Here is a 21913-nt window from a genome sequence, read left to right on the forward strand (position 1 = left end):
GCGTTCCCTGCCGTAGTGAAGAAGCTTAACGGCGACGGTACGGTTGACGTGACTCCGTCCATCAGGAACACGCTGAAGAACATGCAGATAGAGCCGGACGGCAAGGACGGCAAACCGCTCCCAGTCGAGGGTGTACCCGTCCTTTGGCCAGGTACTTCCGCGGCTGTCGTAAAGTTCGAGCTTGCCGAGGGCGACCCGATGCTTTGCGTGTCGTCTAGCCGGGACCTCCGCGCCTGGGTGGAAGGCGGCGAGGACAAGGGGCCGTATGACCCGAAGTCTTTTTCCGGAAACGACCTGAACGACCTTATAGCTATCCCGTTGAGCCGTGGAAGCGGCGACAGGGCCGTTTCCGTGACGATAGGGCGCGATTCCTACAAGGTGGAAGGGAAAGGTACTATCGAGATGAAGAACGACGGCACGGTTCTCGTAAACGGGCATCTTGAGGTGTCGGCGCCATGAAGTACGTAGCCGTGGAAGGGATGACGATAGTCTATACGGCGGGCGCATTGTCCGCCATCGTCACGGCGACGCTAGGGCAGGCATCGAGTAATGTGAGGATAGACGGTAACGGCGTTTACCTTGACGGCCTTGAACTTACCGCATCGTCGTGGCAAATCGGTACTTACACTGTCCCGGTAGGCGCACCAGTAACAGGAAATTTCGAGAGCTCCGCACGGAAAGTAAAGGCCGACGGCGAATACGTCCTGCTCGAAGGCGACACGGCGGAGTTCGACGTACAGGCAACAGACCCAAACACACAGACGACGCAGACATTCACTATTACGGCAACCGTTCAATCCGCAGGGCAAACGAGCGTCAAGGCTGAATGACCGGATGCGAAATTAAGCGTATTTGACAACGTTCTACAATAACCGCCATTCATATAGGATGGCGGTCTAATTTTTTGTTCAGTATGAACGAATTGCGCCTTGACAACAACCACGACATTGCGCTTTCTGGTACGCACATAGCGCGTATCCTCCCTTCCGACGTCGATTCGTACAGGAAGGAAGCCGAACAGCAGTGCCTATGCCTTCTCCGTTGCGAGGAAGGCGAGTCCTTCGTGGACTACACGCACGGCGTCCCGTGGTTCAAGAGGATTCTAGGACTACCGGCGCAGTACCTCGACGTTGCTACGGCGATAATACGTCAGAAGTTGTCACAGTTGCCGACAGTGAAGAAGGTCGTGAAGATAACGCTCGAAGTTAAGGGCGGAAGCCGCAACATGGGCGGCAAGTTCAAGGTGCAGTCAAGGGACGGAAGCGTAACGACGGGAGAGTTTTGATTCATGGCTATCGGTGTAATTCTTGACGAGAACGGGCTTTCTGTAAGGAGTTACCGCGAAATCCGCGAAGAACTCGAAAAGGGCATGAAGGGTATTTTCGGTAGCGAACTCATCCTTGACCCCAGTTCACCAGACGGGCAGCTGATTGACCTTTTTGGGTACGCGTACGACGAAGTGAAGGAAGCGCTGCATGGTGCCGTATCAAACCTCGACATCGCGAGCGCACAGGGCGTATTCCTCGACAATCTTGCGACTTTGAAGGGTGTGAAGAGGGGCGATGGCGAAAGCGACGATTCGCTCAGGGCGAGGGTGCTTTCGGCGGAAAACAAGGGCCTTGCCACATTCGACGGAATGTTGACTTATCTTCGCGACAATATTGGGCCGCTCGTGTCGCTAGAAGAAAATGCCGAACCCGAACCGAATTCTTACGGTATTCCAGGACATTCCTTTGCCGTTTATATCCCTACGAGCTATTCGTCTATCGCAGATGACGATATCGCTCAGGCTATATGGAACTGCAAGCCCGCGGGTATAAAGTCATTCGGAACAACTTCAGGGACGGCTAAGGACATCGTGGGGAATGAACACAATGTCAAGTTTTTCAGGGTAGAACTTTCGACCCCGTTCTACATGCGGGTCACGATAACCGAGTACGCCGAAGAAGTCCTCCCGACCGATTACGAATATCAGCTCAAGGATGCTATAGCCAACTGGGCCGTTACTGAATACACTCGTGGAAAGGATATTATCCCGCAACGTGCCATCCAGGCAATCTACAAGGTACCTGGTATAGACACCGTAAATGTTGAAGTATCTGAAAACGGGACCACTTGGCAGTCATCCCGAATCGCCGTACCCCAAGGTGGATTTGCAAGCCTCCCTGTCGAAAACATAACGATTGTTGGTCCGTAGCATGTCGGTTGTTGAAAAAGAATTGTGGATTAAGGTGAAGGAACTGTTCCTAGAGCAGTACCGTGGGAACCTTCGTTCCAAAATTGAATCCCAGACTTATTTCGACGACGAAGACGGGACCACGAAGAATTACGTACTGCCTGAAGGCGCTGACAACAGGCTACAGGCCGTATTGAAGCTCTCTATAGACAAGCTGCTACAACCGCTTGACGACGCGTCTATTTCTCTGCAAAACGCCCTGGACATGGACGGGGCGAGTGGAAAATTGCTTGATCTTATAGGTTCTATCGCAGGAGTGAAACGCAAATATGAAGAAAGCGATACATCCTACAGGGACAGAATCAAGAATGAAGTTGTCTTGAACAAGGGGATCCCGGACGCGGTAATATACTCGTCTGCACTTATCTCCGGCGATCCGCATCCCCAGTACATGGACGAGGCGCCGGCCACGTTCTTCGTGTACGACGGGCCGCGACCCGACGGCGAGGGCGGATGGGAGCAGGGCGGACACCAGCTCTCACGCGCACAGGTCCGCAAGCTCGCCCCTGCTGGCGTTCTCGGGCTGCCTGGGGCCGCGATACAGTTTGCCGACGGCTCGCTCATGGGTGACGCGAACGGAAAGCTCATGCTCATGGTCGCCGACGACTCGAATATCGAGCGCGAGGTACTTCTTGCCGACAACCTCGGCAACATCGTCGTCAGTCAGCAATCCTTGCCGGTGCGTGTGAAACTGCAAGGACCATCAGTGCCGAGCATACCCGTCATCGAGACAGAATGGAACGGCACCCCTGTAGATGCGGTACGCATCAAGGACCTGCCGGATGCTGGCGACGCCAACGGCTACTTCGTGCGCGACAGCGACGTGGAGGGCACGGTTAAGACAGACGCATACAACGAGAGCGAATTAGAACAGCTGTGGGATTCCACCCCGGCAGAGGAGGCCCAGGAAAATGGCTGAAAACATCACGACATTGCTTGACAAGCTCGAACTTCTCGCAGCGAATGCTGCGAATGACGACAAGATCTACATTATACACGGGACCGGAAGCGACCGCGACAAGTTCATGACGGTCGCGGAACTCCGCAAGCTAATCGGCGGAGCTGCCGGAGACGTCACTGTAACGAGCGTCACCTTCACGGATGGTACAAGTACCTACGAAATGCACCTAGATGGTGACTGCATCAAGTCTTACGCGGGGCTGATCCTAGACAACGACAGCTACACGATATCGATCAAAGGTTCGTCATCTTCTGGCGGTGGGATCCAGTTCATATCAAGATCAACTCCGTCTTCAACTCCGGCTTCTCACGCCTATGTCGAGTACGATCACACTTCGATGGTTCTCTCGATAGGCGCTACAGGCGGTGTTGTCTTCGGCTCCAAGATTTTCGCGACTGGGGGTCTGGAATCGGATTCTGTGAACACCGACGAGGTCCTGCCAAGTACAAGCAACGTTACTCCAGTGTCGGTCGGTCACTCTTCAGGCGGAGTGGTCCTCAACGGCACGGCAAAAGTGGACTCTATCGCACCCAAGACAGAAAATGCAACTGTATCAGTCAGCAGCTTGTTGTCCGCATACAACTTGCCGACGGACTTCGTGTCTGTTGACTCGTTCTCGGACGTCGAAGACTCGAGGGCCGTGGAGCTGGAGTCGCTCTGGAAGGTTGGACAGGTTAAGCGGTTTCTCAACACGACCTCATCGGACAAGACCGTATGGTTCTTCACCACCGCCGAAGGCGGCAATAAAAACGTAACCGTGCCTCCCCATAGCTTCAAGACGTTTTGCTGCGTCGGTTTCCATGCCAGCTCTCAGCTAGGGCATACTTACGCCGTACTCGTCATGGAGGCATAACTATGGCCGGCAACAGGAACGAAGAAAACGAGCACGAGAAGTGGCGCAGGCTACTCCATCCACTGATTACGGGGATGGTGGCCCTAATGGCTGCCGCAACGTTTTACATCCAGCACAAGGACAGCGGAAATTCCGAAGCTCGGCTGACTGCGATAGAGGTCGAACATAGGGCTATACAGCAGTGGAAGGACAAGGCTGAAGTACGCATCGAGGCTACGGGCAAGGACATTGCCACGCTGAACGTGCAATTGGCACAAGTCCTCGTTAAGATGGACATCGTAATCGAGACACTGAAGGAGTACAAGAATGGAGGCAACGGAAGGAAGTGAAGAATCCGAGAAGCGCCAGGTGCTCGACACGAAGGGTCTGAAGAAGCTCATAGCCAAGGTCAAGAAGGGCGACGCCGACAATGCGGGCGCACTGTACGAGCACAACCTGTCAGCAGAGGCCCACCCCGACATACGCTCGGCAATACCTGACGTTGACGAGAATCTTGACCTGGAGAGCCGGAATCCTGTCGAAAACAGGGCCGTAGCCGGGGCCATCAACGGTAAGCAGGACGCGCTTACGGAAATGACCGACCAGGAAGTCGAGGACTTAATCAACTCTTTATAGGAGCAGAAAATGGCTTTACCTACATCGACAAACAACGTAACGGTAAGAAAACTGTCGGCAACTCTCCAGGGCCTCTGGACCAAGATAACGACGGCACTATCAGGAAAGGCTAATAAGGTGACGGGAGCGACGAACAACAATCTCGCTTCCCTGGATTCAAACGGCGACCTGAAGGACTCCGGCAAGAAGGCTTCCGACTTCGCTACCTCTACGCAGGGCGGCAAGGCTGACAGCGCCATACAGGGAGTGAAGGTCAATGGTAACGCGTTAACCCCCGACACTAACCAGTACGTAGATGTCACCAAGTCAGGGCTTGGACTCGGCAACGTCACTAACGACGCACAGGTCAAGCGGTCTGAAATGGGCGTGGCGAACGGCGTAGCTACACTGGACAGTTCGGGGAAGATCCCGACGTCGCAGATTCCGGGAAGCTATGACGATGTCCGCAACGGCTACTACTACAATGGTGAATTCTACTCCGACGCAGAACACACAAATCAGATGTCGCATGTAGACGACATCCTTTACGTTGACATCCAGACGAATGTACCGTACCGATGGACTGGAACCACCTACGTCAAGACAGGCTCGGACCTCGCGCTTGGTGAAACGTCGTCTACCGCCTACCGTGGCGACCGCGGCAAGGCTGCCTATGACCACAGCCAGCTAACAAGCGGAAACCCGCACAACGTGACAAAGTCAGATGTCGGTCTCGGATCCGTAGTCAATACGGGCGACTCCGCGACTCCAGTCGAAGGCGGAACGACGAAGTTTACGACCGGCGGCGCATTCACGGAACTTGCGAAGAAGGTGGACAAGGAGATCGGGAAGGGCCTTAGCTCTAACGACTTTACTAACGCCGAAAAGGAAAAGTTAGCAGGAATCGAGTCATTGGCAGAAGTCAACCAGAACGCCTTCAGCAAGGTCAAGGTCGGGAGCACCACCGTCGAGGCCGATTCCAAGACGGACACCGTCGAACTTGTCGGTGGCGGTGCCACGACGGTAACAGCCGACTCCACTAACGACAGGGTCACCATATCATCGACAGACCAAAGCGTGACTGACGCTGCTCACCACTACGCCCCCGCTGAGGATTCCGGCTCCCAGATTGACGCAGGCGGCGGTACTGCCGCGCAGCTCCCGACTGCGTCTAGTGGCGGCACGAGAGTCAACGTCCTCGTAAGTCTCAAGAGGGATGCAAAGGGCCACGTCGTCGGCGCAGTATCCAAGGACATATGGTCACCGGACAACAACTCGACTTACAGCAACCCGAAGCTTGGCCACGGATACGCTTCTTCTACTGCCGGTACAAGCCCTGCGTTCACGGCCGCGATTTCGGACTACACGCTAAACGGCGGAAACGGCGGCATGGTCTGCATCAAGTTCTCTGCTGACGTGCCTGCAAACGCCACGCTCAATATCAACGGCACTGGCGCAAAGGCTATCTACTGGAAGAACTCTGCCATAACCGGAGGCGTTGTACAGAGTGGTGATACGGCTATTCTTGTGTACGACGGTACGCACTACCAGCTAGTCGGCGTGGACAGGAGCGTACAGGAGATGACCACGGAAGAAGTTACGGCGCTCATTGACTCCCTAGAGTAAGGAGGTTCTGTCATGGCGGCACCTACATCTACTAACGGAGTGACGGCCAGGAGGCTGTCTTCCGCAATAACATCGCTGTGGACCAAGATCAAGAACGGATTTGTACAGTCTTCAAGCGTAGGGGCGGCAAGCGGCGTCGCATCGCTTGACGCGAACGGGAAGGTTCCTTCGTCGCAGATGCCCCAGGGCATCTACAGCGACAGCGCCGAATTTTACACGTGGAAGCCGGACAGGAGAGATAACTCGCCGCTGTCCGCTACATCCGGGATCTGCCGTAGCGGAAGAGGGATGGATCCTGTAACTTACAGTGCCGGGACTTGGCTCTGCATTAACGTGTCTAACGGATTCTCCAACGGCGTCGTCACTCTCTACATGGCCACGCATTCGGAAGCCACCCCTGTAACTTACGTTGTCGTGGTTTCGGCTTTCAGGTATGGACGGCATACTATATATGTCAAGGGAAACCAGAGGTCGGGATATCAAAGGCACATCAACAAGTTCTATCTCAAGACGGACGACGGACAGCAGGCGTTCGTCTACTTCAAGCTTGAGTCCGCTTGCAGCTTCAGCTTCTGTACCGACGGAAACATAACATCGCAGAATGTCACTGTATCTGATTCGGCCCCGTACAGCGACGGAACAGCAGTCTCGTCTAACGACATCGCCAGCAACGTCCGCATGGCTTTCGGAGAATCGGGATACGTGTACGGATCTGGCGGATCGCAGTCAATCCCTGTATTTATTGACCAGAATGGGCAGGTGCAGCAGTGCACTGTCGGTACGTCCGGGATAGCGGATGACTCAATAACGGCATCCAAGGTCAAGGACAACGAGACTCTGCCGGTCAACATCAGCGGAACGGCGGCTTCAGCGACTTCCGTGGCGTGGGCCAATGTGATCGGAAAGCCGGACGCGTACCCGCCTGAAAGCCACACACACTCGGACAAGCTGAACGTTGACGGATCGAATGGCACCGGGGAGGGCGTAAGCGCGCTTATCAACAAGCTTTCTACAGGGTCGTCCGCTCCTGGAGACAATGACTACTACGTATCGCAATTCGCAGGCGGAGGTACGACGACGACTTCTTATCACAGGAGGCCGGTACTCGCACTATGGACGTACATCATGTCGAAGATTTCTAACGTCCTCGGACTTACGGCCTCCGAGTACGGAGGCAACGCGGCGACAGCTTACTGGAATTCGAAGCCATCTACGGGCGTTTCATCGGCCAAGTGGTACTCTCTGGGTACGTTGCCGTATGCCGTGACAAGCATGGGCTTCTCGATGCTTGTAGCCGGAGGTGCGGACGTAGGAGGCAACGTAGAGAATCTGTGGCACGTTACCGTGTCCAACAGGAACGGCGCAAAAAAGGTGGTGTACACACAACTGTCAGGTGACACTATATCTGACATCCAGTTCGGCTATACTTACTACCAGAACAACGACATGGTGGTCTATATGAGGCGTCCAGGCTACTCCGGCGTGATGAACGTATTCCTCCTGACCAAGACTCCGAACGTGTCGCCGTCGATCACCGAAGTATCTGGACAGCCCAGCGGATACGTGTCGGGGGTAAAACGCCCTGTCAACGGGATCGAGCACATCTCGTCCATCCCTAACGACCCTGTCGTCGGTATCATTTACGCTTTCTAGGGGGCGTCGCATGTATCTGTGGAATGACGGTAACGGGCTGAGGGAGGAGGGGCGCTACATTTTTGACGGCTATACGGATGGCTGGCGCGTCGTGCCGATGCTGGACAAGAAGGATGCAAGTTCTCCGCTACTCTGTAGCTTCCCGTCGGGCCTTCTATACAACATCGCGTATGACTCTGGAGTCACGCCTAAGCCGTCGATTCCAGACTTGCAGTTCTTTGCCGGCTCCAGGAAGGCCGGCCGGAACGCTTCTGTAAGCATCACGGAAGGCAGAGGCATCACGTCAAGCTCGAATGCGCTTTGGGGCGAAGTCTATATGCAGGATGACGCCGAGTGGGCCGGGCTGAACTATCTTGTCGGTGTCAACGGCTGCATCGGTGATCTTCTTGTCCAGCAGACACGCAACGACAAGAAGATATCGATATCCCATACGACGACGACTGGCGGCAAGATCGAGTCCGATTTCTCTCCGCCCATCAACTACCTGTCATGCCACAGGATCCAGGGCAGTTCGCCACCAATAGTCAAGCGCAGGAAGTACTGCTACTCGTTCGCCATGGCGGTTAACTTTTCGAAGAACTTGGTGATGTCGAACTTCGCACAAATACAGTTCGTCCTCCCGTTCGAGCGTGGCGAAGACCAAGCGGTCCGTACAGTAACGAATCTTCGTGAGCTTGTCGGCTCCCCTGGCGCCGACGGAACGTTCGAGTTCAAGAGGTTCGTCAGTACCGGGAGCACCGGTGACGACGAATTTTACGTAGATGTCAAGCCGACGTACTGCATTAGCGGCGATGACATCCTCTACGAGAGCTACATAGTACGTGGATACATATACCTCAACAACGGTAACTGGTGCGCGCAGACAGGCGAAGCTGCATTCTACCTGCCTTGGCTCAGGTTCAAGCCGAGTGAACTCGTATTCAGGCGGGGGCAGACGACAGGCACCATATCAATCAACTACGCGGAGTGTGTCGAAGGATGGATGGACATAGGCGAATGATAACGGCTACGATTTATGTTGACAAGGTATATTGCAGGGCCGTACTCGGAACTCACGTTACCTACAAGCAGAAGCGATCCGACTACGGACTTAAGCGGGATATCAACATCAACCACAACTGGCACGAGCTGCGGGAATTGGTCAAGAAGGACTACCCGGACGCAGAACTCGTGCTGCTGATGGATTCCGACGTCATTGCTACGGAAGCACAGCTAGAAGCGCTTCTCGGAGCTTATGACGGCAGGCCGCTTGCGCTGCGGACAAAGACATTCGACACAGGCAGCCACGTATGTTGCGCATGCTGCCTGTTGACAGTCGAAGACTGGCTCAAGGTGGACTACGTCGGTGAGTACGTAGACGACTGCCCGTGCAACAAAATCCGGAAGTTCTGCGGACCGGTACGTTACCTCGAAGGACAGCTGGCTTTTGAATATCGAGATAGGACCAGACAGTCGAATACATTTCACGGAGTAGACGTTCCTTTTTACACTGAGATGGCGAGCGTGATGAATGAGATTTAAGCCAAGGCGGTGCGGGCGGGAAAGGAGGTTATTGTGTCAAGGATTTTGTATGCAGCGGCGGCGCTGAACATTGCCGCTTTTGTTTACTTCGTCTTCAAGGAGGCTCAGATATGATAGAAAAAGACGATAATGACCAGTCCGCAAAGGCCGATTCCGGAAAGCTCCAGCTATCGCTCGTGCCTACACAGATAATCAAGGATGTTGCCGAAGTCCGCATGTACGGCAACCGCAAGTATGGTTCATCCGACAACTGGAAGACAGTGGAGATGCGCCGCTACGTGGACGCGCTACTTCGGCACACCCTGGAGTTCGTGGACAATCCGGAGTCCGTCGATGCGGAGTCGGGCATACCGCACTACAAGCACATGGCCTGCAACATGGCTTTCATTTGCGAGATGATGGCGGGGCGCGTAAAAAAAGAGGGATAGCGTATGTGGATAATAGGAGCAATCGTCGTCATCGGCGTTCTAATTGACGAGGAGGTGATATGAAGCAGCTACACAAGCACGGTCTTAAAGTGATTGGTTACGATTTCGTGGCTGGTCGTTCGTGCCTTGAAAGTGTTATGGAAAACGACGACCGCCGCTATCCACTTAATGACGAAATAAACCTCATGATATACACGAACCAAGGCACTTTGACCGTGGTCACGTCTCCAGGATTTATCTTCGATGGGCGTAGCGGTCCCAAAATTGTCGATTGGTACGCGCCTAACCTCGGTACGCTCGAAGAGCGCATATGTTGGTTTGCCCACGACGGCAACGGCTACGGGCTTGATTTGAGCTTCGAAGATACAAACATTCTGCTTTTCGCCATGCTCCGCGATTTGGCGAGGTATCGCAAAAGCAAGGCCGAAGTCATACAGCTTGCGGTGAGCCTCTCGCGCTCTTGGTACGGTGAGCCGAAGGAGGGCGACTGGTGCCGCGCCAACGTTGGCAAGGTCAGGACCGTATGGATGCCGAAGACGGAGGCTGCGTAATGCTCACATTGGTTCGCGACATTCGCACAGAGAAGGCTATTTTAGGCCGTCTTTACCTAAACGGGCAGATGGTCTGCTACACGCTCGAAAACGCCGCCAAGGCCGTGCCGTGCGGAATGTACCGCGTTAAGAACTCAAGGTCGCCCAAGTTCAAGCGGGAACTTCCTCTTATCTACAACGGAAACGTTCCCGCCAGCCGTGGAATTCGCATCCATGTCGGAAACACGGCGGCTTCGAGCAGCGGGTGCATCCTCGTGGGCATGGGGCGAGATGTAAAGAAATCCTTTATAACTGAATCCACAAATGCCGAAATTATGGTTACTATGCTCTGCCGCAACGTGGACCGGCTCGTAATCTGCGAGGAAGGATAGCGACCATTTTCGTGACCCCGCGAAAATGATAAAAACAATTCTAAACGCAAATGCGGTGCTTTCGACGAACCGTTTTTGTTTTTATGGACCTCCTGTTTTTTTTTGTCGTATTTAAGCGTGTGTACGCGTCTTTGAGTGTTTCGTCCGCATCGCGTCCATGCGGAAGTATCTTGATAAGGTTAATCAGGATGAGGGGATTCGTGATTTTCCAGCTTCCGTTCAATACTCCGTCTAAGAAGAACTCGCGTGTCACCGACAGGCGTACGGGCCGTTCTTTTCCCAGCGAGGATTACAGGAATTGGCACAAGGCCGCAGTGACGTGGCTACGCACACACTACAAGATTGAAAAAATTGAAGGTCCCGTCGAAATCCATCTTACGTTCGTCCATTCGACAAAGAGGCGAAAGGACTCCGACAACGGGACGAGCAGCATTTTCGACTTGCTTGTCGATGTCGGCATATTGCCGGACGACTGCTGGACTGTCATCACGGACCACCATGTTAGCAACCGATACGAGAAGGGCGTGTCGTGCTGCACCGTAGAAATTGAGAGAGCCGACTCGGGAGGTCCCCGATAGGCATACTGAACAAGCCAACTGAAAGGAGATGATAAGATGGCTTACGAAAACAACGACAAGGAATACGCCTCCAAGGGCGTTGGCACAGCCGGTCTCACGACCGGTATCATCGGCACCGTTCTCGGTTCCGGTATCCTCAACAACGGTCTCGCCGGAATCTTCGGTGGCAACCAGAACCCGGCAGCTTCCGCGTCCTACCAGCTTTCGCAGAAGGACAACGAAATCGCCTTGCTCAAGGCCCAGCAATATTCGGACAACAAGGTTTTCGCCTTGTCCGAAAAGGTTGCAGCGCTCGAAACGAAGGTCGTGGCAATCGAGACCGCCGCACCGCTCCGCGACAAGATCCTCAGCGACAGCATCATCAACCTCCAGGCGACGCTTTCCCGCATCGCCGTACCGATGGTGCCGAACTACGCTCTTGCTCCGGGTTACGGCCCTGCGTTCGTGGCCCCGATGCCGCCTCCGTTCCCGCCCGTCGTCGCACCGGCTGTGAACGGCGGTACGACCACAACCCCGACAACCACGACTACGGCACAGGCCGCCTAAAATTGCTGGAGGTAGCGTATGAAGATTACGCTTGAAAAGGCGATGGAAGCGCTTTCCGAATTCATGGGCGAACAGGTGAATACCATCCATGACCCTGTGAAGCGTTCTGTCGGTCTCTTCGTCGTCGGTGCTCTCAAGAAAAATCCGGAAGGCTTGATGTCCAAGGCCCGTTCCTGGCTCGAGATGGCCGGAGTCGTTTCTGACAACATGGTCGATGTGGACGTTTTCAAGGCGGGGCTTGACAACATCTTCGCGAACGAACCGAAGGTATCATACCTCGGCTTCGGTATCAACGAAGGTGAAGCCGCCAACCTCGTCAAGAAAATGATGTCCAAGGCGCAAACTGCAACCGTTACCGTCACGGAGGTTGAATGATGACCGATAAGACGAAGGAAACTCTGGAACGCACCGAAAGGGCGCTGTGCATGCATCTCGACGTCCTTGACGGAGAGATCGAAAGGGCCGGAGGCGACGTGAAGGACCACATGGTTATCGACGGCGTGAAGGATGCCGTAAAAAGCATCAGGAACATCCACGAAACCATGATGATGTCGAACGGGAACGGGGCTGCCAAGCAGGCTGCCGCAACCGTAACGGCGGTGAAGTAGCGAAGCCGTAAAGGCAAAAAAAATAAAGGCGACCGGAAGAAATTCCGGCCGTCTTTTGTTTTGTATTTACAAAATTTTACAAAATAATACTTGTATATGGAGTATATATTTTATATATTATACATATAAACAAGAAACAAGAGGTAAACAATGGAAATTCGCAAAGAAACACGCAAAAAATTGGCTGATTTATTTGACAGATTTTGGCCGAATGAACCGAAAGCTCCAGAAACATATTATGTTTTTGTTAGAGATCACTCTCCCAAAGGAGACATTTTGGAAGTCGATTGCGAATATATTGAGCGCAAATACGGCGAAGCGACCGAAGAAAATGCAAGAAAGTTTTTTGAATACCGCGACTCGGTCCATGACCAAGAAGAAGCAGAACTCCTTGAAGCTGAATGTGTCGGTCAAGTTATTAAAGACTAATAGGGAGGCGTAAAATGCTCACACTCAACGAAATGTACCAACTCCACAAAGAAAAGAAGCTCGAAATCTTGACGGTGGAATCCGCGAAGGCTCTCAAGGGCAAGAAAATCCAGATTCTCAACTTCGGCTACGCCCATCAGGACACCACGGACGAGTTTGTCATCGGCGACGTGATGAGCGAGCTGGAATATTACCGCCAGCTCAAGGAGGACTGCTATCCAGACGCAAAAGGACACAAGAACCGCGCAGAAGAATGGGAAAGCTTCATGACTCCGGCACAGCTCAAAGATAAACGTGAAACGCTTGTAATCGTGAAGGACAACGGTCAAAGCTCTTTCATCCGCTACAATCCTAAATGTGATTACGACAATAGCGGAACGTTCTACCTTGGCGACGTTGACAGGCTCGTTTTCTTCATGGTGGTGGAGGGGTAGCCATGCCTTTTTTGCGATGAAGATTGTGCTCATTGTAAAGTTGCGAAAAATGCTCTCAAAGGATGTAAGAAATGAAAAATTGGTATGTAGAATCAAAAAACAAAAAAACAGGTGAAATAAAAAAAGATTTTTGCGACTCCAGACAACAAGCGGAAGACAGAAGAAAAGAAATTTTAGGGGATCTGTCCGGCGGTTCATGGGACGCTTATTGCGTTTATGGGTCTAACGACTTGGATAATTGGGAAGTCGAGATCAAAGAGGTGGCTACCACAAAATTTTGCGTGGAGCTTGACTCCGAGACGCTGGAGAAGGCGAAGACGGAGGCGGTCAAGAGGGGCGTGGAAACCTCGATAGCCGGGAAGACAGGGCCGTTCATCCGATACCTGTTAGAGTCCTACATCAACGCGAAAAAAGAATAAGAGAGAGGCCGGAGCCTCCCTCTTTTTGTTTTCGTCCTGGAGAACGAAAGTTTATTCCAAAATAGCAAAAAATGATTTCGGTGTCAAGCTACTCTTTTTTAACGCTTGCTGTAAACGACATCAAAGCCAAATTGTAACTTGGGTCGAAAGGATTATATGTACGAGTGCTTTTGACGCCTAAAATTTCTGTTGAAACGGTAATTGGGCCTTTTATTCTTTTTGGGAGTTCTTCACGTAATGTGCTGAACGTTGTTTTTGCTTCTTTTAATGATTGACTTATGAAGAATGGCGTGAGTTCTGTTCCGCCAAATGAGATTTTAACGTCGCTAATGTTAATTCCGTTCATGCTCACGCCTAGTCAATTTTCAGTGGCTTGAAAAATTTTACAAACCTGTTGTATAATTTTTTTGCACCTTTGTTATCGTCGAATTGAAAATTTTTTGTTTCGCCTGACCTGAAGTGGACTAATACGGTTCGTGCTTTGGATGAAGGTACCGTCCCGTCTCCTAAACGAATGTAGTCAATCGCATCAGAATTTATAAGAAACAGTTTGTCGCTTATCAAAATCTCGACCATCATGATTTCACTCATCCAGCTCTGTACTCGTCAAACATTTCGTTAGCAAGTTTAGCCAGTGCGCTCAATGTTGATTCCGTAAAAGCCAATTCTTCACTGGCCATTTGCCACAAAATCCCAGAATTCTCAGCTTCTAATTGTCCGAAATCATGAATTTTGTGTCCTTCAATTTTTTCAAGTTTTTCTTGCAACGAAGATTTTCCAAGCGATACATAGTCATCAAGTGAATGTACATTAAGTTTGCCGATGTTCTTAAAACGAGAACATACAAATCGGTCAAGTATATCTTTTTGATGTTCGCTGACGAACTCAGATTCTAACTCCGTATCCGTAATGAATGTAAATCCGCAAGACCCGTCAAATTTTGGCTCAACTTTTATCATCTTCACGCCTCCAGTGTTTTTAAAACGATAATTCTATTCTAGGTTCTAATTTCTTGATTGGAGTGGTTCTTAATTTGATTTTTTTTGTAATTCGATTAACTCAAATTCTTCATATATAGTAAGTTGTGGAATATTTGGGAGACCGAGATTTCTGATTTTTAGTTCTGCGGTCCTTTCTGCTTCTTCTCTTTTTTTCAACACAAAGCCAATGACGTATGCGATGTTGCGGAAAGCACGTCCAAGAGCACCATCAAACGTTACCTTGTGAAATTTCTCTCCGTTTTCCGTAAAATGTCACGCCTCCTTTTTCGTTTCTACAAATTGCTGTTCTTTATGGCACTTTGGACAAAACGATATGGTGGCGTTTCTCTTGTGGAGAGATAATCAGCAAGTTCTTTTTGATATGGTGCAATGGCTTCAGCAACCTTTTTTTCTACCATAGACGCTATTTTAGAATCGCTCAATTCCATGGGATGGTAATCTTTTAGGATGCCTTCTTTAATCGCATCAATCTTCTTCATGTACTCTTTGACGGTTGGGTCAATTACGAGTTCGGTTTTGATATCGCTCATGATCACTCCTCCAACTTCCGGCCGCAATACGGACAGTAGTTGATTTTGAATTTGCCTAAAGGAGTGTACCCGTCAGGATGGGCCAAGCCAAACGTGAATTTATTTTCATCTCGTTCGAAAAAAGTGGCGTATTTGTAGTCGTCGCTATAACGCCCCCCTCTTACATCTACCCCTTGGCAATACAGACATTTTACCGGTTCTTCTATCAGGCTTGGATTCGGTTCTGATAGTTCAAGTTTGCCGTCGAATTCTGCAAGTTCTGTCCCATTAAATAGAATTTTAATATCGCTCACCGTAACTCCTCCAGCTTCCTGCCGCACATCGGGCAGTTATTGATTTCCATTTTTAAATAATATCCGTCGTCTGGTGTAAAATTGTGCATCAGGTAGTATTTGCCGTTTTCTTTTGCGATGAATGCTTTTATATCGCCATGTTCTATTGCATAGCCTTTGCCAAATTCGGGGATTGGTTCGCCGCCAATTTCGTTATCAAGCATTTCCTCGTTGCAGTAAGGGCATTTATTCTGTTTTATCTTCTCGTCGTTTTGCTCCGCTTTCTTGACGCGGATGTACATTTGGAGCTGTGGCATTAGTGATTCGTAGGATAATGGACCGACAATCGTAGATTGATAAAACAAATTTTCAAGCCATTCTAACGAATACGGCTCTATTTCCTTTTCAGAATCTTCCTGTATTTCCGGGTAGCTATTTTCGTCGTCCGTGACAATCACGAACGGGCTGCCTTCGAGAATGATACGGAAATATGTAAGGTCGCCGTCTTTCCATTTTTCGTACAGGCGCTTGATGTACCCGAATTTCAAACCGCACGAATTGAGTTTTTGTTCGAAATCTTCCTTTGTTACGCACATCGGACCAATCAAGAATTGTTGCATTTTGTATACCTCCTAATCGTCCCAATGCTTGAAAATTCCGAGCGTGTCGTCATCGTCACCTTCGGCTTCCCGCTTCCAGTAGTCGCGGTCTTCTTCAAGCCGCTTCACCTTTTTCTCCAGGTCCTTGATTTGCTCGTCCTTGCTGCGCGGGTCAAATATTCCGAACTCGCCACCGGTTTGCAAAGCGAACAGCCGAGCGTCCGTCTTGTCTTCGAATTTGAACATCCTGATGTCGCATGTAGCCTTGCTAACACCGTCCTCGTCCTTTATTGTCTGATAAAAAACGAACACAACTGGAAATCCGTTAGTCTTTCCGAACTCGGTCAGCCGCTTGTTCAGGTCGCTGTCTATGCGCTCCGAAAGGATGTCGAGCATGGATTTGGTCGGCTTGAATATGTCCGGTTTTCGCGGAATATCGACGTGCGGGATTTCCGTGCCTTTGTGTTTGTCAATTAAATTAAACGTGCCTGGCATGATACGTCTATTTCTTGTTATGTAATCTTTGAATAGGTCAAAGTTGTTTCTGTAATCATCAAGATTCGGCTTTATTCCTGTTGCCTGAATGAAGTCATCAATATTTTTTATTTCGCACTTCGTATTCACATGGCTTCTCGCTTCGATTGATACGAATGGAGAATCAGGATGGAATACTGCATGTCCAGCCATCGCCTGCGCCATGGCATCCTGTTTGTCGTCGTAATTTGACTTTGGTAATGAGCGCAACCGTTCGATGTAGCGCGGGTCTATGACCTTTTCTTCATCCATCGTTTCGTTCCTCCGTTACTCTGAGGCCTTGAAGTTGTAAATTGGCTTGATTGTCTTGACGATTTCTGCTGTCGCGTCAATGTTGCGGATAATCTCGTCCATGGGCTTGTACGCCATTGGGGATTCGTCAATGGTAGTATTGTCCACGCAGGTTGTGTAGATTCCGTCCATTGACTGCTTGAACTCGTCAATGTTCAAGGATTCCTTGGCCTTTGATCGTGACATGATCCGTCCGGCTCCATGCGGCCCCGAGAAGTTCCATTCGGGATTCCCCTTGCCTCGTACAATGAGAGAACCGTCACGCATGTTCATGGGGATAATCGCAACTTCGTCACGCTGCAACGAGATAGAGCCTTTTCTCAGTATCTTGTTTTCAATGTCGATGTAGTTGTGGATGGTGCAGAACTTTTCGAGAATCGCGTCCTTGCCGATTCCGAGACCCTGCAAAAGCACATCCATCATAGCCTCTCGATTCCAGAGAGCGTAATCCTGCGCGATTTCCATGTCGTGCAGGTAGTCTTCAAGATGTTGACCTTCAAGATAGGCAAGTTCGTCGGGTATGGACGGAGCTGATGCCTTTGCGGCTTTCAGCACGGCTTCAATTTCGGACTGGCGACCTTCCTTTTTCAGTTGCTCGATGATGGAAATGTCGGACTTTTTTCTGTCCTTGTGGTACTTTATTGCGAGGTTCTGATAATGCTTGCAAACTTCTATTCCGAGGTGGCGAGAACCGGAATGAATGACTATGTAGTGGTTGCCGTCGTCATCAACGTCGATCTCTCCGAAGTGATTTCCGCCACCAAGCGTCCCGATAGAAAGTTTCAGCTTGTCGACATTTATGGGGGCGATGATGTCTTCTATCTTCGCCATGTCGGCAAACCTGTGTTTCTTTGACCTGTGGTTCATGCCCGACGGAATGTCCTCGTGCCATATCCTGTCGACCTTCGGCAAGTCGAATTTGAACGACTTGTCAATCTTCAATACAAGCATACCACATCCGATGTCTACGCCTACCAAGTTCGGAACAACCTTGTCCACGATTTTCATGGTGAGGCCGATTACACAGCCAGCACCTGCGTGGCAGTCCGGCATGATTGCGAAAGTGGAGCCTTCAGCGAACTTTTGGTTCATCAGGTTAAGGACCTGCTTGTAGGCTTCGTCTTCTATGCTATCCGTGTAGATGGATGCGGTGTTGTATTTTCCTTTAATTTCGATCATCTTGTTGTTCCTTGTTTCTAGGCCCTCTCGGTACGCCCTTGTCGGCCCTCGGAGCCTTGTTCTTCGCTCCCTTCGGGCGGCCTCCGTACTTGCGCCCGTTCTCGGCGGAAGTGACGGCCTTGAGTTCGCTGTGTTCTTCCTTCTTCCTTTCTACGGGCGGCCTGTGCGCCTTGCCGATGTCGGATCTCGGCGCGGAGTTCTTCGAACCCTTCGGGCGGCCTGCCAGGCTCGGCGCTATACCTTCATTGATTGCGTCGCCTATGATTCCCTTCACTTCTTCGGGAGTGAGTTCCCTGTTGCAATGTGGACATTTTACCATTTTTTAATAAACCTATTTTTTTTGTTAAATATAGGTTTATTTCTTCCGCATGTCCACACTTTCCACACTTTTTTGTAAAAATAATAGGTTTAATAATGCTAAACTATTGTTTTGTGTTGCTAAATTGCTTACATTTACAGAAACAACTTTTCTGGAGAAACAAAATGGCAGCAAAAAGCAAGATAGACGTAAAGTATCTCAAGCTTGAAGAAATCCACCCGTACGAAAACAACCCGCGTTTCAACAAGAACGCAGTGAGCAAGGTCGCCGCATCCATCAAGAAGTTCGGATTCAAGAACCCGATTCTCGTTGACAAGAACAACGTGATTATCGCCGGGCATACCCGTCTCGAAGCGGCGAAGAAGCTCGGACTCGAAGAAGCACCGTGTATCATCGCCGCAGACCTTAACGAAAAGCAGGCCAAGGCGCTCCGCTTAGCCGACAACAAGGTCGCGGAATTCCCCACATGGGACTACCTCAAGCTGGACAAGGAACTGAAGGGCCTCGGAGACGCCTTCGATTTCGCCGACTTCGGCTTCGGCGACGCTCTTGCCGATGAAGGTTTCGGCACCTCAAATTCCGCAGGCGGGCCAGAACATCTACAAGATGTTCGAGGGCGTTGTCCGCCCCGTCGGAAAGGACGAGAACGGCGACCTGATTTACAAGTACATGGGTAAATGATGGTACAGGAAGAGCGGCTACCCGTGATGGAAAGAATCGAAGAACTCAAGCGGGCCTTGAGTTCTTCCGTTGTTGTCGTCGGCTGGATTGACGGTAACGACACCCTGCAAACGGCCCGTTCCAACCTGCGTTTCCGCGAGATTACCGGGCGGCGCACGAACGCGATAGCCAAGGAGCCGTCCCTTGCTTTGATAGCCGCAACGCTGAATTATGGCAGGCAGGCAGGGGAGACCCTATCGGGCCACAAATACCCGGAAATACCCGCACGACCTTTCATGAAGTTCGCTATGGAAATATGGGAACGCGAGTTCCCGAAGGTTCTCGGCAGAATAATGCCTTCGTATCTCGGAGGTTCAATCACGGTTGACGGTGTTTTGAAGGAACTTGGCGAGAGAGCTAAGAATGCCGTACAGAAGGCCATCAGGGAAGGAGATTACGCACCGCTGTCACCGAGGACTGTAGCGGCGAAGGGGAGCAGCACTCCATTGATAGACACTGGCCGTATGGTAAATTCCGTAACGTTTGAGATAAGGAAGGGAGGGTAGCGTATGCAGACGGACCTGTTCGAATACGTAAAGAAGGAACAGCCTAAGCCCGCGTCATCATGTTTCGGGAAAGACCGAATCGTCACATTGCGAGGCGACGAGATTTTTCTTACACCGAAACAGTTGGCGGACAAGATCGGATTCCACATCCAGTCCGTCTATGCCTGGAAACGGACGAGGGGCATGCCGGTGAGGCAATCCACCCCGCACGGACGGTGGACAGTCGAATGGCACGAGTTCTGCAAGTGGTGGAAGGAACCTAAAGTGTAGCTGGGATGTACGGAAGTGACAATGGAAAAGGACGGCGAAAACTACTTCTCGAAGTTGGGGAAAGTGGGCGGAAAGAAGTCCGTCGAGGTCCGTCGTAACCGTGGGAACATACAGAGCCTCGCAAGGACGATACTCGACACGAGGTTCAAGCCGAACCAGAACCTTAAAAAGGCGCTGAAGGGCATCGGCATAGACACAAGCGACAAGATATCCCTGCTTGAAGGGATACTTTCGGTATTTTCGGGCAAGGCGCTTTCAGGCGACATCGTAGCCGCAAAGTTCGTGATGGACGTCGCCGGTTATTCCCTCTACGCGAAGGAACGCATAGCGAAGATCAAGTTGCTTGAACGCATGGCTACAATCGAAGACGATGCGCCGTTGGAAAAGGAAAAACCTCCGATGAACCTCGCCGAGATTGACGCGGAGGCGAGGAAGCTGGGTATATATGGCGACTAGCAGCGGCATGGTGGAACTTTCTCGCACGAACCTGATGGCATTCGTCAAGACGACAATGCCTTCGTACAGGATTGGCTGGGTTCACCGCGAGATATGCGGCAGGCTCATGGATTTCTTCGTAAAGGTGAAGGAAAAGAAGTCTCCGAGACTCATTCTCACCTTGCCGCCGCGCCACGGGAAAAGCCAGATTGTCAGTCGCCATTTCCCCGCATGGTGCTTCGGTGTAGACCCGGACACGTCGATAATTTCTGCGAGCTATTCGGCAAGCCTTTCAAAGCGTTTCAACAAGAACGTCCAAAACATAATCGAAAGCGACACTTACCACGAAATTTTCCCGAAAACAAGTTTCGTTGAACGAAGCGAGAGGGTCAAGTTCAAGAAACGCAAGAAGTCCTTCATAAAGACGATGGAATTCTTCGAAATCCCCGGTTTCGAAGGATCACTGCGAAGCGCTGGCGTTGAAGGCGGTATCACGGGTATGGGCGCTGACATATTGAGTATTGACGACCCGTTCAAGGACAGAAAGAGCGCTGATTCGCCGACAATAAGGGAGTCCGTGTGGGACTGGTACACTTCTACGGCGTACACCCGCCTTTCTCCGGGCGGCGGCATCCTCGTCACCGTCACGAGATGGCACGAGAACGACCTTGTCGGCAGGCTGCTTGACGCGATGAAGCAGGAAGGCGGCGACCGCTGGGAGATAATCAACTACCCGGCGATAGCGGAACATGACGAACCTCACCGCAAGAAGGGCGAGGCCCTGCACCCTGACAGGTACCCGCTCGAAATGCTACTCCGCATAAAGAACAACATCGGCTCTTATGACTGGGGCTCGCTTTACCAGCAGCACCCGACACCGCGAGGCGGAGGCGTCTTCAAGCGCAATTGGATCCGTCACTGGACCACGATGCCGAAGGTGTTCGACCGCGTGATACAGAGCTGGGACTTCACATTCAAGGATACGGACCACAGCGACAATGTTTCAGGACAGGTGTGGGGGCAGGTCGGTGCGAACTTCTACCTGCTAGACAACGACACCGCGCGCATGGACTTCGTATCGCAGGTACGCGCCATGCAGCGCATGTCATCGAAGTGGCCCGAAGCCCTGGAGAAAGTGGTCGAAGACAAGGCGAACGGTCCTGCAATCAGATCGGCTCTCGGCTCAAGAATCCCCGGTATCGTTTCCTACAACCCTCGCGGGAGCAAGACTGCGAGGGCATATTCCGTCTCCCCGCTGTTCGAGGCTGGAAACGTGTTCCTACCGCCGATGGACGAGGAACACCCGTGGGTAAAGCGGTACATAGACGAACTTCTCGCGTTCCCGAACGCCGAACACGACGACCAGGTAGACTCGACGACGCAGGCTCTCGACACGCTCGCTACACGCGACGGCGGAGGCGTACTTGACTTTGTTTAATACAATACAGG

Annotated in this window: 35 protein-coding genes; 27 read left to right on the forward strand and 8 right to left on the reverse strand. The window is 51.5% G+C overall.

All coding sequences use genetic code 11. From position 1 onward, the window contains the following. Positions 1-15: 15 nt before the first annotated feature. The 22 genes from ACJMM9_RS09285 to ACJMM9_RS09390 all read left to right on the forward strand — a co-directional run bounded on the left by ACJMM9_RS09285 (position 16) and on the right by ACJMM9_RS09390 (position 13808). Complete coding sequence (locus tag ACJMM9_RS09285; RefSeq protein ID WP_405326035.1) at positions 16-459, forward strand: Gp138 family membrane-puncturing spike protein; 444 nt, start codon at positions 16-18, stop codon at positions 457-459. Beyond that, the gene (locus tag ACJMM9_RS09290; protein ID WP_405326036.1) at positions 456-830 is read left to right on the forward strand and encodes a hypothetical protein; all 375 of its coding nucleotides are present in this window, start codon (positions 456-458) and stop codon (positions 828-830) included. The genes ACJMM9_RS09285 and ACJMM9_RS09290 overlap by 4 nt, the downstream gene beginning before the upstream one ends. An 83-nt stretch (positions 831-913) precedes the next feature. Beyond that, positions 914-1285, forward strand: coding sequence for a hypothetical protein (locus tag ACJMM9_RS09295; protein ID WP_405326037.1), 372 nt, complete (start codon positions 914-916; stop codon positions 1283-1285). A gap of 3 nt (positions 1286-1288) precedes the next feature. Continuing rightward, the gene (locus ACJMM9_RS09300) at positions 1289-2197 is read left to right on the forward strand and encodes a hypothetical protein (protein ID WP_405326039.1); all 909 of its coding nucleotides are present in this window, start codon (positions 1289-1291) and stop codon (positions 2195-2197) included. Between the two features lies 1 nt (position 2198). Further along, the gene (locus tag ACJMM9_RS09305; protein ID WP_405326041.1) at positions 2199-3155 is read left to right on the forward strand and encodes a hypothetical protein; all 957 of its coding nucleotides are present in this window, start codon (positions 2199-2201) and stop codon (positions 3153-3155) included. Then, a complete protein-coding gene (locus ACJMM9_RS09310) occupies positions 3148-4050 on the forward strand; it encodes a hypothetical protein (protein WP_405326043.1) in 903 nt (300 codons plus the stop codon). The genes ACJMM9_RS09305 and ACJMM9_RS09310 overlap by 8 nt, the downstream gene beginning before the upstream one ends. A gap of 86 nt (positions 4051-4136) precedes the next feature. Beyond that, positions 4137-4379 (forward strand): hypothetical protein, encoded by a 243-nt coding sequence (locus tag ACJMM9_RS09315; RefSeq protein ID WP_405326045.1) that lies wholly within the window; start codon positions 4137-4139, stop codon positions 4377-4379. Beyond that, positions 4357-4665, forward strand: a complete 309-nt coding sequence (locus ACJMM9_RS09320) for a hypothetical protein (protein WP_405326046.1) — start codon at positions 4357-4359, stop codon at positions 4663-4665. The genes ACJMM9_RS09315 and ACJMM9_RS09320 overlap by 23 nt, the downstream gene beginning before the upstream one ends. 9 nt (positions 4666-4674) lie before the next feature. Beyond that, the gene (locus ACJMM9_RS09325) at positions 4675-6270 is read left to right on the forward strand and encodes a hypothetical protein (RefSeq protein ID WP_405326048.1); all 1596 of its coding nucleotides are present in this window, start codon (positions 4675-4677) and stop codon (positions 6268-6270) included. A 12-nt stretch (positions 6271-6282) separates the two neighbouring features. Next, positions 6283-7923, forward strand: a complete 1641-nt coding sequence (locus ACJMM9_RS09330; RefSeq protein ID WP_405326050.1) for a hypothetical protein — start codon at positions 6283-6285, stop codon at positions 7921-7923. Between the two features lie 10 nt (positions 7924-7933). Beyond that, a complete protein-coding gene (locus ACJMM9_RS09335; RefSeq protein ID WP_405326051.1) occupies positions 7934-8923 on the forward strand; it encodes a hypothetical protein in 990 nt (329 codons plus the stop codon). After that, positions 8920-9444 (forward strand): hypothetical protein, encoded by a 525-nt coding sequence (locus ACJMM9_RS09340; protein ID WP_405326053.1) that lies wholly within the window; start codon positions 8920-8922, stop codon positions 9442-9444. Before ACJMM9_RS09335 ends, ACJMM9_RS09340 begins: the two co-directional genes overlap by 4 nt. A 110-nt stretch (positions 9445-9554) precedes the next feature. Continuing rightward, positions 9555-9872, forward strand: a complete 318-nt coding sequence (locus ACJMM9_RS09345; RefSeq protein WP_405326054.1) for a dATP/dGTP diphosphohydrolase domain-containing protein — start codon at positions 9555-9557, stop codon at positions 9870-9872. A 59-nt stretch (positions 9873-9931) separates the two neighbouring features. Further along, positions 9932-10423, forward strand: a complete 492-nt coding sequence (locus ACJMM9_RS09350; RefSeq protein WP_405326056.1) for a hypothetical protein — start codon at positions 9932-9934, stop codon at positions 10421-10423. Further along, positions 10423-10794 (forward strand): DUF5675 family protein, encoded by a 372-nt coding sequence (locus ACJMM9_RS09355; RefSeq protein WP_405326058.1) that lies wholly within the window; start codon positions 10423-10425, stop codon positions 10792-10794. The genes ACJMM9_RS09350 and ACJMM9_RS09355 overlap by 1 nt, the downstream gene beginning before the upstream one ends. Positions 10795-10994: 200 nt before the next feature. Next, a complete protein-coding gene (locus ACJMM9_RS09360) occupies positions 10995-11372 on the forward strand; it encodes a RusA family crossover junction endodeoxyribonuclease (protein ID WP_405326060.1) in 378 nt (125 codons plus the stop codon). A gap of 36 nt (positions 11373-11408) precedes the next feature. Then, positions 11409-11918, forward strand: a complete 510-nt coding sequence (locus tag ACJMM9_RS09365; RefSeq protein WP_405326062.1) for a hypothetical protein — start codon at positions 11409-11411, stop codon at positions 11916-11918. 18 nt (positions 11919-11936) lie between these two features. After that, on the forward strand, positions 11937-12293 hold the full coding sequence (locus ACJMM9_RS09370; protein WP_405326063.1) for a hypothetical protein: 357 nt from the start codon (positions 11937-11939) through the stop codon (positions 12291-12293). Then, positions 12290-12526 carry a hypothetical protein gene (locus ACJMM9_RS09375; RefSeq protein WP_405326064.1) on the forward strand — a complete coding sequence of 79 codons (237 nt, stop codon included), beginning with the start codon at positions 12290-12292 and terminating at the stop codon, positions 12524-12526. Before ACJMM9_RS09370 ends, ACJMM9_RS09375 begins: the two co-directional genes overlap by 4 nt. A 150-nt stretch (positions 12527-12676) precedes the next feature. After that, entirely contained in the window at positions 12677-12955 is a 279-nt protein-coding gene (locus ACJMM9_RS09380; RefSeq protein WP_405326066.1) for a hypothetical protein, read from the forward strand. A 14-nt stretch (positions 12956-12969) separates the two neighbouring features. Next, positions 12970-13389: a hypothetical protein gene (locus ACJMM9_RS09385; RefSeq protein WP_405326068.1), complete on the forward strand. Its 420-nt coding sequence runs from the start codon at positions 12970-12972 to the stop codon at positions 13387-13389. 71 nt (positions 13390-13460) lie between these two features. Further along, positions 13461-13808 carry a hypothetical protein gene (locus ACJMM9_RS09390; RefSeq protein WP_405326070.1) on the forward strand — a complete coding sequence of 116 codons (348 nt, stop codon included), beginning with the start codon at positions 13461-13463 and terminating at the stop codon, positions 13806-13808. Positions 13809-13896: 88 nt separating this feature from the next. Here ACJMM9_RS09390 and ACJMM9_RS09395 read toward each other — a convergent pair whose 3' ends face one another. The 8 genes from ACJMM9_RS09395 to ACJMM9_RS09430 all read right to left on the reverse strand — a co-directional run bounded on the left by ACJMM9_RS09395 (position 13897) and on the right by ACJMM9_RS09430 (position 18533). Beyond that, positions 13897-14154, reverse strand: a complete 258-nt coding sequence (locus ACJMM9_RS09395; protein WP_405326072.1) for a hypothetical protein — start codon at positions 14152-14154, stop codon at positions 13897-13899. 241 nt (positions 14155-14395) lie between these two features. Further along, positions 14396-14767: a hypothetical protein gene (locus ACJMM9_RS09400; RefSeq protein ID WP_405326074.1), complete on the reverse strand. Its 372-nt coding sequence runs from the start codon at positions 14765-14767 to the stop codon at positions 14396-14398. 314 nt (positions 14768-15081) lie between these two features. Then, on the reverse strand, positions 15082-15339 hold the full coding sequence (locus tag ACJMM9_RS09405; protein ID WP_405326076.1) for a hypothetical protein: 258 nt from the start codon (positions 15337-15339) through the stop codon (positions 15082-15084). Between the two features lie 2 nt (positions 15340-15341). Further along, entirely contained in the window at positions 15342-15632 is a 291-nt protein-coding gene (locus ACJMM9_RS09410; protein WP_405326078.1) for a hypothetical protein, read from the reverse strand. Then, on the reverse strand, positions 15629-16231 hold the full coding sequence (locus ACJMM9_RS09415; protein WP_405326080.1) for a hypothetical protein: 603 nt from the start codon (positions 16229-16231) through the stop codon (positions 15629-15631). The genes ACJMM9_RS09410 and ACJMM9_RS09415 overlap by 4 nt, the downstream gene beginning before the upstream one ends. Positions 16232-16243: 12 nt before the next feature. Then, entirely contained in the window at positions 16244-16996 is a 753-nt protein-coding gene (locus tag ACJMM9_RS09420) for a hypothetical protein (protein ID WP_405326082.1), read from the reverse strand. Between the two features lie 15 nt (positions 16997-17011). Next, positions 17012-18214, reverse strand: coding sequence for an RtcB family protein (locus ACJMM9_RS09425; protein ID WP_405326083.1), 1203 nt, complete (start codon positions 18212-18214; stop codon positions 17012-17014). Next, on the reverse strand, positions 18201-18533 hold the full coding sequence (locus ACJMM9_RS09430; RefSeq protein WP_405326085.1) for a hypothetical protein: 333 nt from the start codon (positions 18531-18533) through the stop codon (positions 18201-18203). The genes ACJMM9_RS09425 and ACJMM9_RS09430 overlap by 14 nt, the downstream gene beginning before the upstream one ends. A gap of 164 nt (positions 18534-18697) precedes the next feature. Here ACJMM9_RS09430 and ACJMM9_RS09435 point away from each other — a divergent pair, with 164 nt between their 5' ends. From ACJMM9_RS09435 to terL, 5 genes are read left to right on the forward strand one after another with little or no spacing between them, the layout of a single operon-like run. Then, positions 18698-19210, forward strand: coding sequence for a ParB N-terminal domain-containing protein (locus ACJMM9_RS09435; protein ID WP_405326087.1), 513 nt, complete (start codon positions 18698-18700; stop codon positions 19208-19210). After that, the gene (locus ACJMM9_RS09440; protein WP_405326089.1) at positions 19211-19759 is read left to right on the forward strand and encodes a hypothetical protein; all 549 of its coding nucleotides are present in this window, start codon (positions 19211-19213) and stop codon (positions 19757-19759) included. It begins immediately after the preceding gene. Positions 19760-19762: 3 nt separating this feature from the next. Then, complete coding sequence (locus ACJMM9_RS09445) at positions 19763-20029, forward strand: hypothetical protein (protein WP_405326091.1); 267 nt, start codon at positions 19763-19765, stop codon at positions 20027-20029. Positions 20030-20044: 15 nt separating this feature from the next. Then, complete coding sequence (locus ACJMM9_RS09450; RefSeq protein WP_405326093.1) at positions 20045-20485, forward strand: hypothetical protein; 441 nt, start codon at positions 20045-20047, stop codon at positions 20483-20485. Beyond that, entirely contained in the window at positions 20475-21902 is a 1428-nt protein-coding gene (gene terL / locus ACJMM9_RS09455) for a phage terminase large subunit (protein ID WP_405326095.1), read from the forward strand. Before ACJMM9_RS09450 ends, terL begins: the two co-directional genes overlap by 11 nt. Positions 21903-21913 lie beyond the last annotated feature (11 nt).

It is taken from the genome of Fibrobacter sp. (assembly GCF_045112255.1).
Classification (GTDB): domain Bacteria; phylum Fibrobacterota; class Fibrobacteria; order Fibrobacterales; family Fibrobacteraceae; genus Fibrobacter.

Bases quoted from the DNA above. Each gene is read 5' to 3' on its own strand.
- ACJMM9_RS09345 (WP_405326054.1), top strand. From the start codon at position 9,555: ATGATAGAAAAAGACGATAATGACCAGTCCGCAAAGGCCGATTCCGGA.
- ACJMM9_RS09330 (WP_405326050.1), top strand. From the start codon at position 6,283: ATGGCGGCACCTACATCTACTAACGGAGTGACGGCCAGGAGGCTGTCT.
- ACJMM9_RS09325 (WP_405326048.1), top strand. From the start codon at position 4,675: ATGGCTTTACCTACATCGACAAACAACGTAACGGTAAGAAAACTGTCG.
- ACJMM9_RS09335 (WP_405326051.1), top strand. From the start codon at position 7,934: ATGTATCTGTGGAATGACGGTAACGGGCTGAGGGAGGAGGGGCGCTAC.
- ACJMM9_RS09400 (WP_405326074.1), bottom strand. From the start codon at position 14,767: ATGATAAAAGTTGAGCCAAAATTTGACGGGTCTTGCGGATTTACATTC.
- ACJMM9_RS09370 (WP_405326063.1), top strand. From the start codon at position 11,937: ATGAAGATTACGCTTGAAAAGGCGATGGAAGCGCTTTCCGAATTCATG.
- ACJMM9_RS09340 (WP_405326053.1), top strand. From the start codon at position 8,920: ATGATAACGGCTACGATTTATGTTGACAAGGTATATTGCAGGGCCGTA.
- ACJMM9_RS09315 (WP_405326045.1), top strand. From the start codon at position 4,137: ATGGCTGCCGCAACGTTTTACATCCAGCACAAGGACAGCGGAAATTCC.
- ACJMM9_RS09390 (WP_405326070.1), top strand. From the start codon at position 13,461: ATGAAAAATTGGTATGTAGAATCAAAAAACAAAAAAACAGGTGAAATA.
- ACJMM9_RS09380 (WP_405326066.1), top strand. From the start codon at position 12,677: ATGGAAATTCGCAAAGAAACACGCAAAAAATTGGCTGATTTATTTGAC.
- ACJMM9_RS09375 (WP_405326064.1), top strand. From the start codon at position 12,290: ATGATGACCGATAAGACGAAGGAAACTCTGGAACGCACCGAAAGGGCG.
- ACJMM9_RS09350 (WP_405326056.1), top strand. From the start codon at position 9,932: ATGAAGCAGCTACACAAGCACGGTCTTAAAGTGATTGGTTACGATTTC.
- ACJMM9_RS09440 (WP_405326089.1), top strand. From the start codon at position 19,211: ATGATGGTACAGGAAGAGCGGCTACCCGTGATGGAAAGAATCGAAGAA.
- ACJMM9_RS09425 (WP_405326083.1), bottom strand. From the start codon at position 18,214: ATGATCGAAATTAAAGGAAAATACAACACCGCATCCATCTACACGGAT.
- ACJMM9_RS09430 (WP_405326085.1), bottom strand. From the start codon at position 18,533: ATGGTAAAATGTCCACATTGCAACAGGGAACTCACTCCCGAAGAAGTG.
- ACJMM9_RS09305 (WP_405326041.1), top strand. From the start codon at position 2,199: ATGTCGGTTGTTGAAAAAGAATTGTGGATTAAGGTGAAGGAACTGTTC.
- ACJMM9_RS09415 (WP_405326080.1), bottom strand. From the start codon at position 16,231: ATGCAACAATTCTTGATTGGTCCGATGTGCGTAACAAAGGAAGATTTC.
- ACJMM9_RS09385 (WP_405326068.1), top strand. From the start codon at position 12,970: ATGCTCACACTCAACGAAATGTACCAACTCCACAAAGAAAAGAAGCTC.
- ACJMM9_RS09435 (WP_405326087.1), top strand. From the start codon at position 18,698: ATGGCAGCAAAAAGCAAGATAGACGTAAAGTATCTCAAGCTTGAAGAA.
- ACJMM9_RS09320 (WP_405326046.1), top strand. From the start codon at position 4,357: ATGGAGGCAACGGAAGGAAGTGAAGAATCCGAGAAGCGCCAGGTGCTC.
- ACJMM9_RS09420 (WP_405326082.1), bottom strand. From the start codon at position 16,996: ATGGATGAAGAAAAGGTCATAGACCCGCGCTACATCGAACGGTTGCGC.
- ACJMM9_RS09365 (WP_405326062.1), top strand. From the start codon at position 11,409: ATGGCTTACGAAAACAACGACAAGGAATACGCCTCCAAGGGCGTTGGC.
- ACJMM9_RS09405 (WP_405326076.1), bottom strand. From the start codon at position 15,339: ATGAGCGATATCAAAACCGAACTCGTAATTGACCCAACCGTCAAAGAG.
- ACJMM9_RS09395 (WP_405326072.1), bottom strand. From the start codon at position 14,154: ATGAACGGAATTAACATTAGCGACGTTAAAATCTCATTTGGCGGAACA.
- ACJMM9_RS09445 (WP_405326091.1), top strand. From the start codon at position 19,763: ATGCAGACGGACCTGTTCGAATACGTAAAGAAGGAACAGCCTAAGCCC.
- ACJMM9_RS09295 (WP_405326037.1), top strand. From the start codon at position 914: ATGAACGAATTGCGCCTTGACAACAACCACGACATTGCGCTTTCTGGT.
- terL (WP_405326095.1), top strand. From the start codon at position 20,475: ATGGCGACTAGCAGCGGCATGGTGGAACTTTCTCGCACGAACCTGATG.
- ACJMM9_RS09300 (WP_405326039.1), top strand. From the start codon at position 1,289: ATGGCTATCGGTGTAATTCTTGACGAGAACGGGCTTTCTGTAAGGAGT.
- ACJMM9_RS09355 (WP_405326058.1), top strand. From the start codon at position 10,423: ATGCTCACATTGGTTCGCGACATTCGCACAGAGAAGGCTATTTTAGGC.
- ACJMM9_RS09290 (WP_405326036.1), top strand. From the start codon at position 456: ATGAAGTACGTAGCCGTGGAAGGGATGACGATAGTCTATACGGCGGGC.
- ACJMM9_RS09310 (WP_405326043.1), top strand. From the start codon at position 3,148: ATGGCTGAAAACATCACGACATTGCTTGACAAGCTCGAACTTCTCGCA.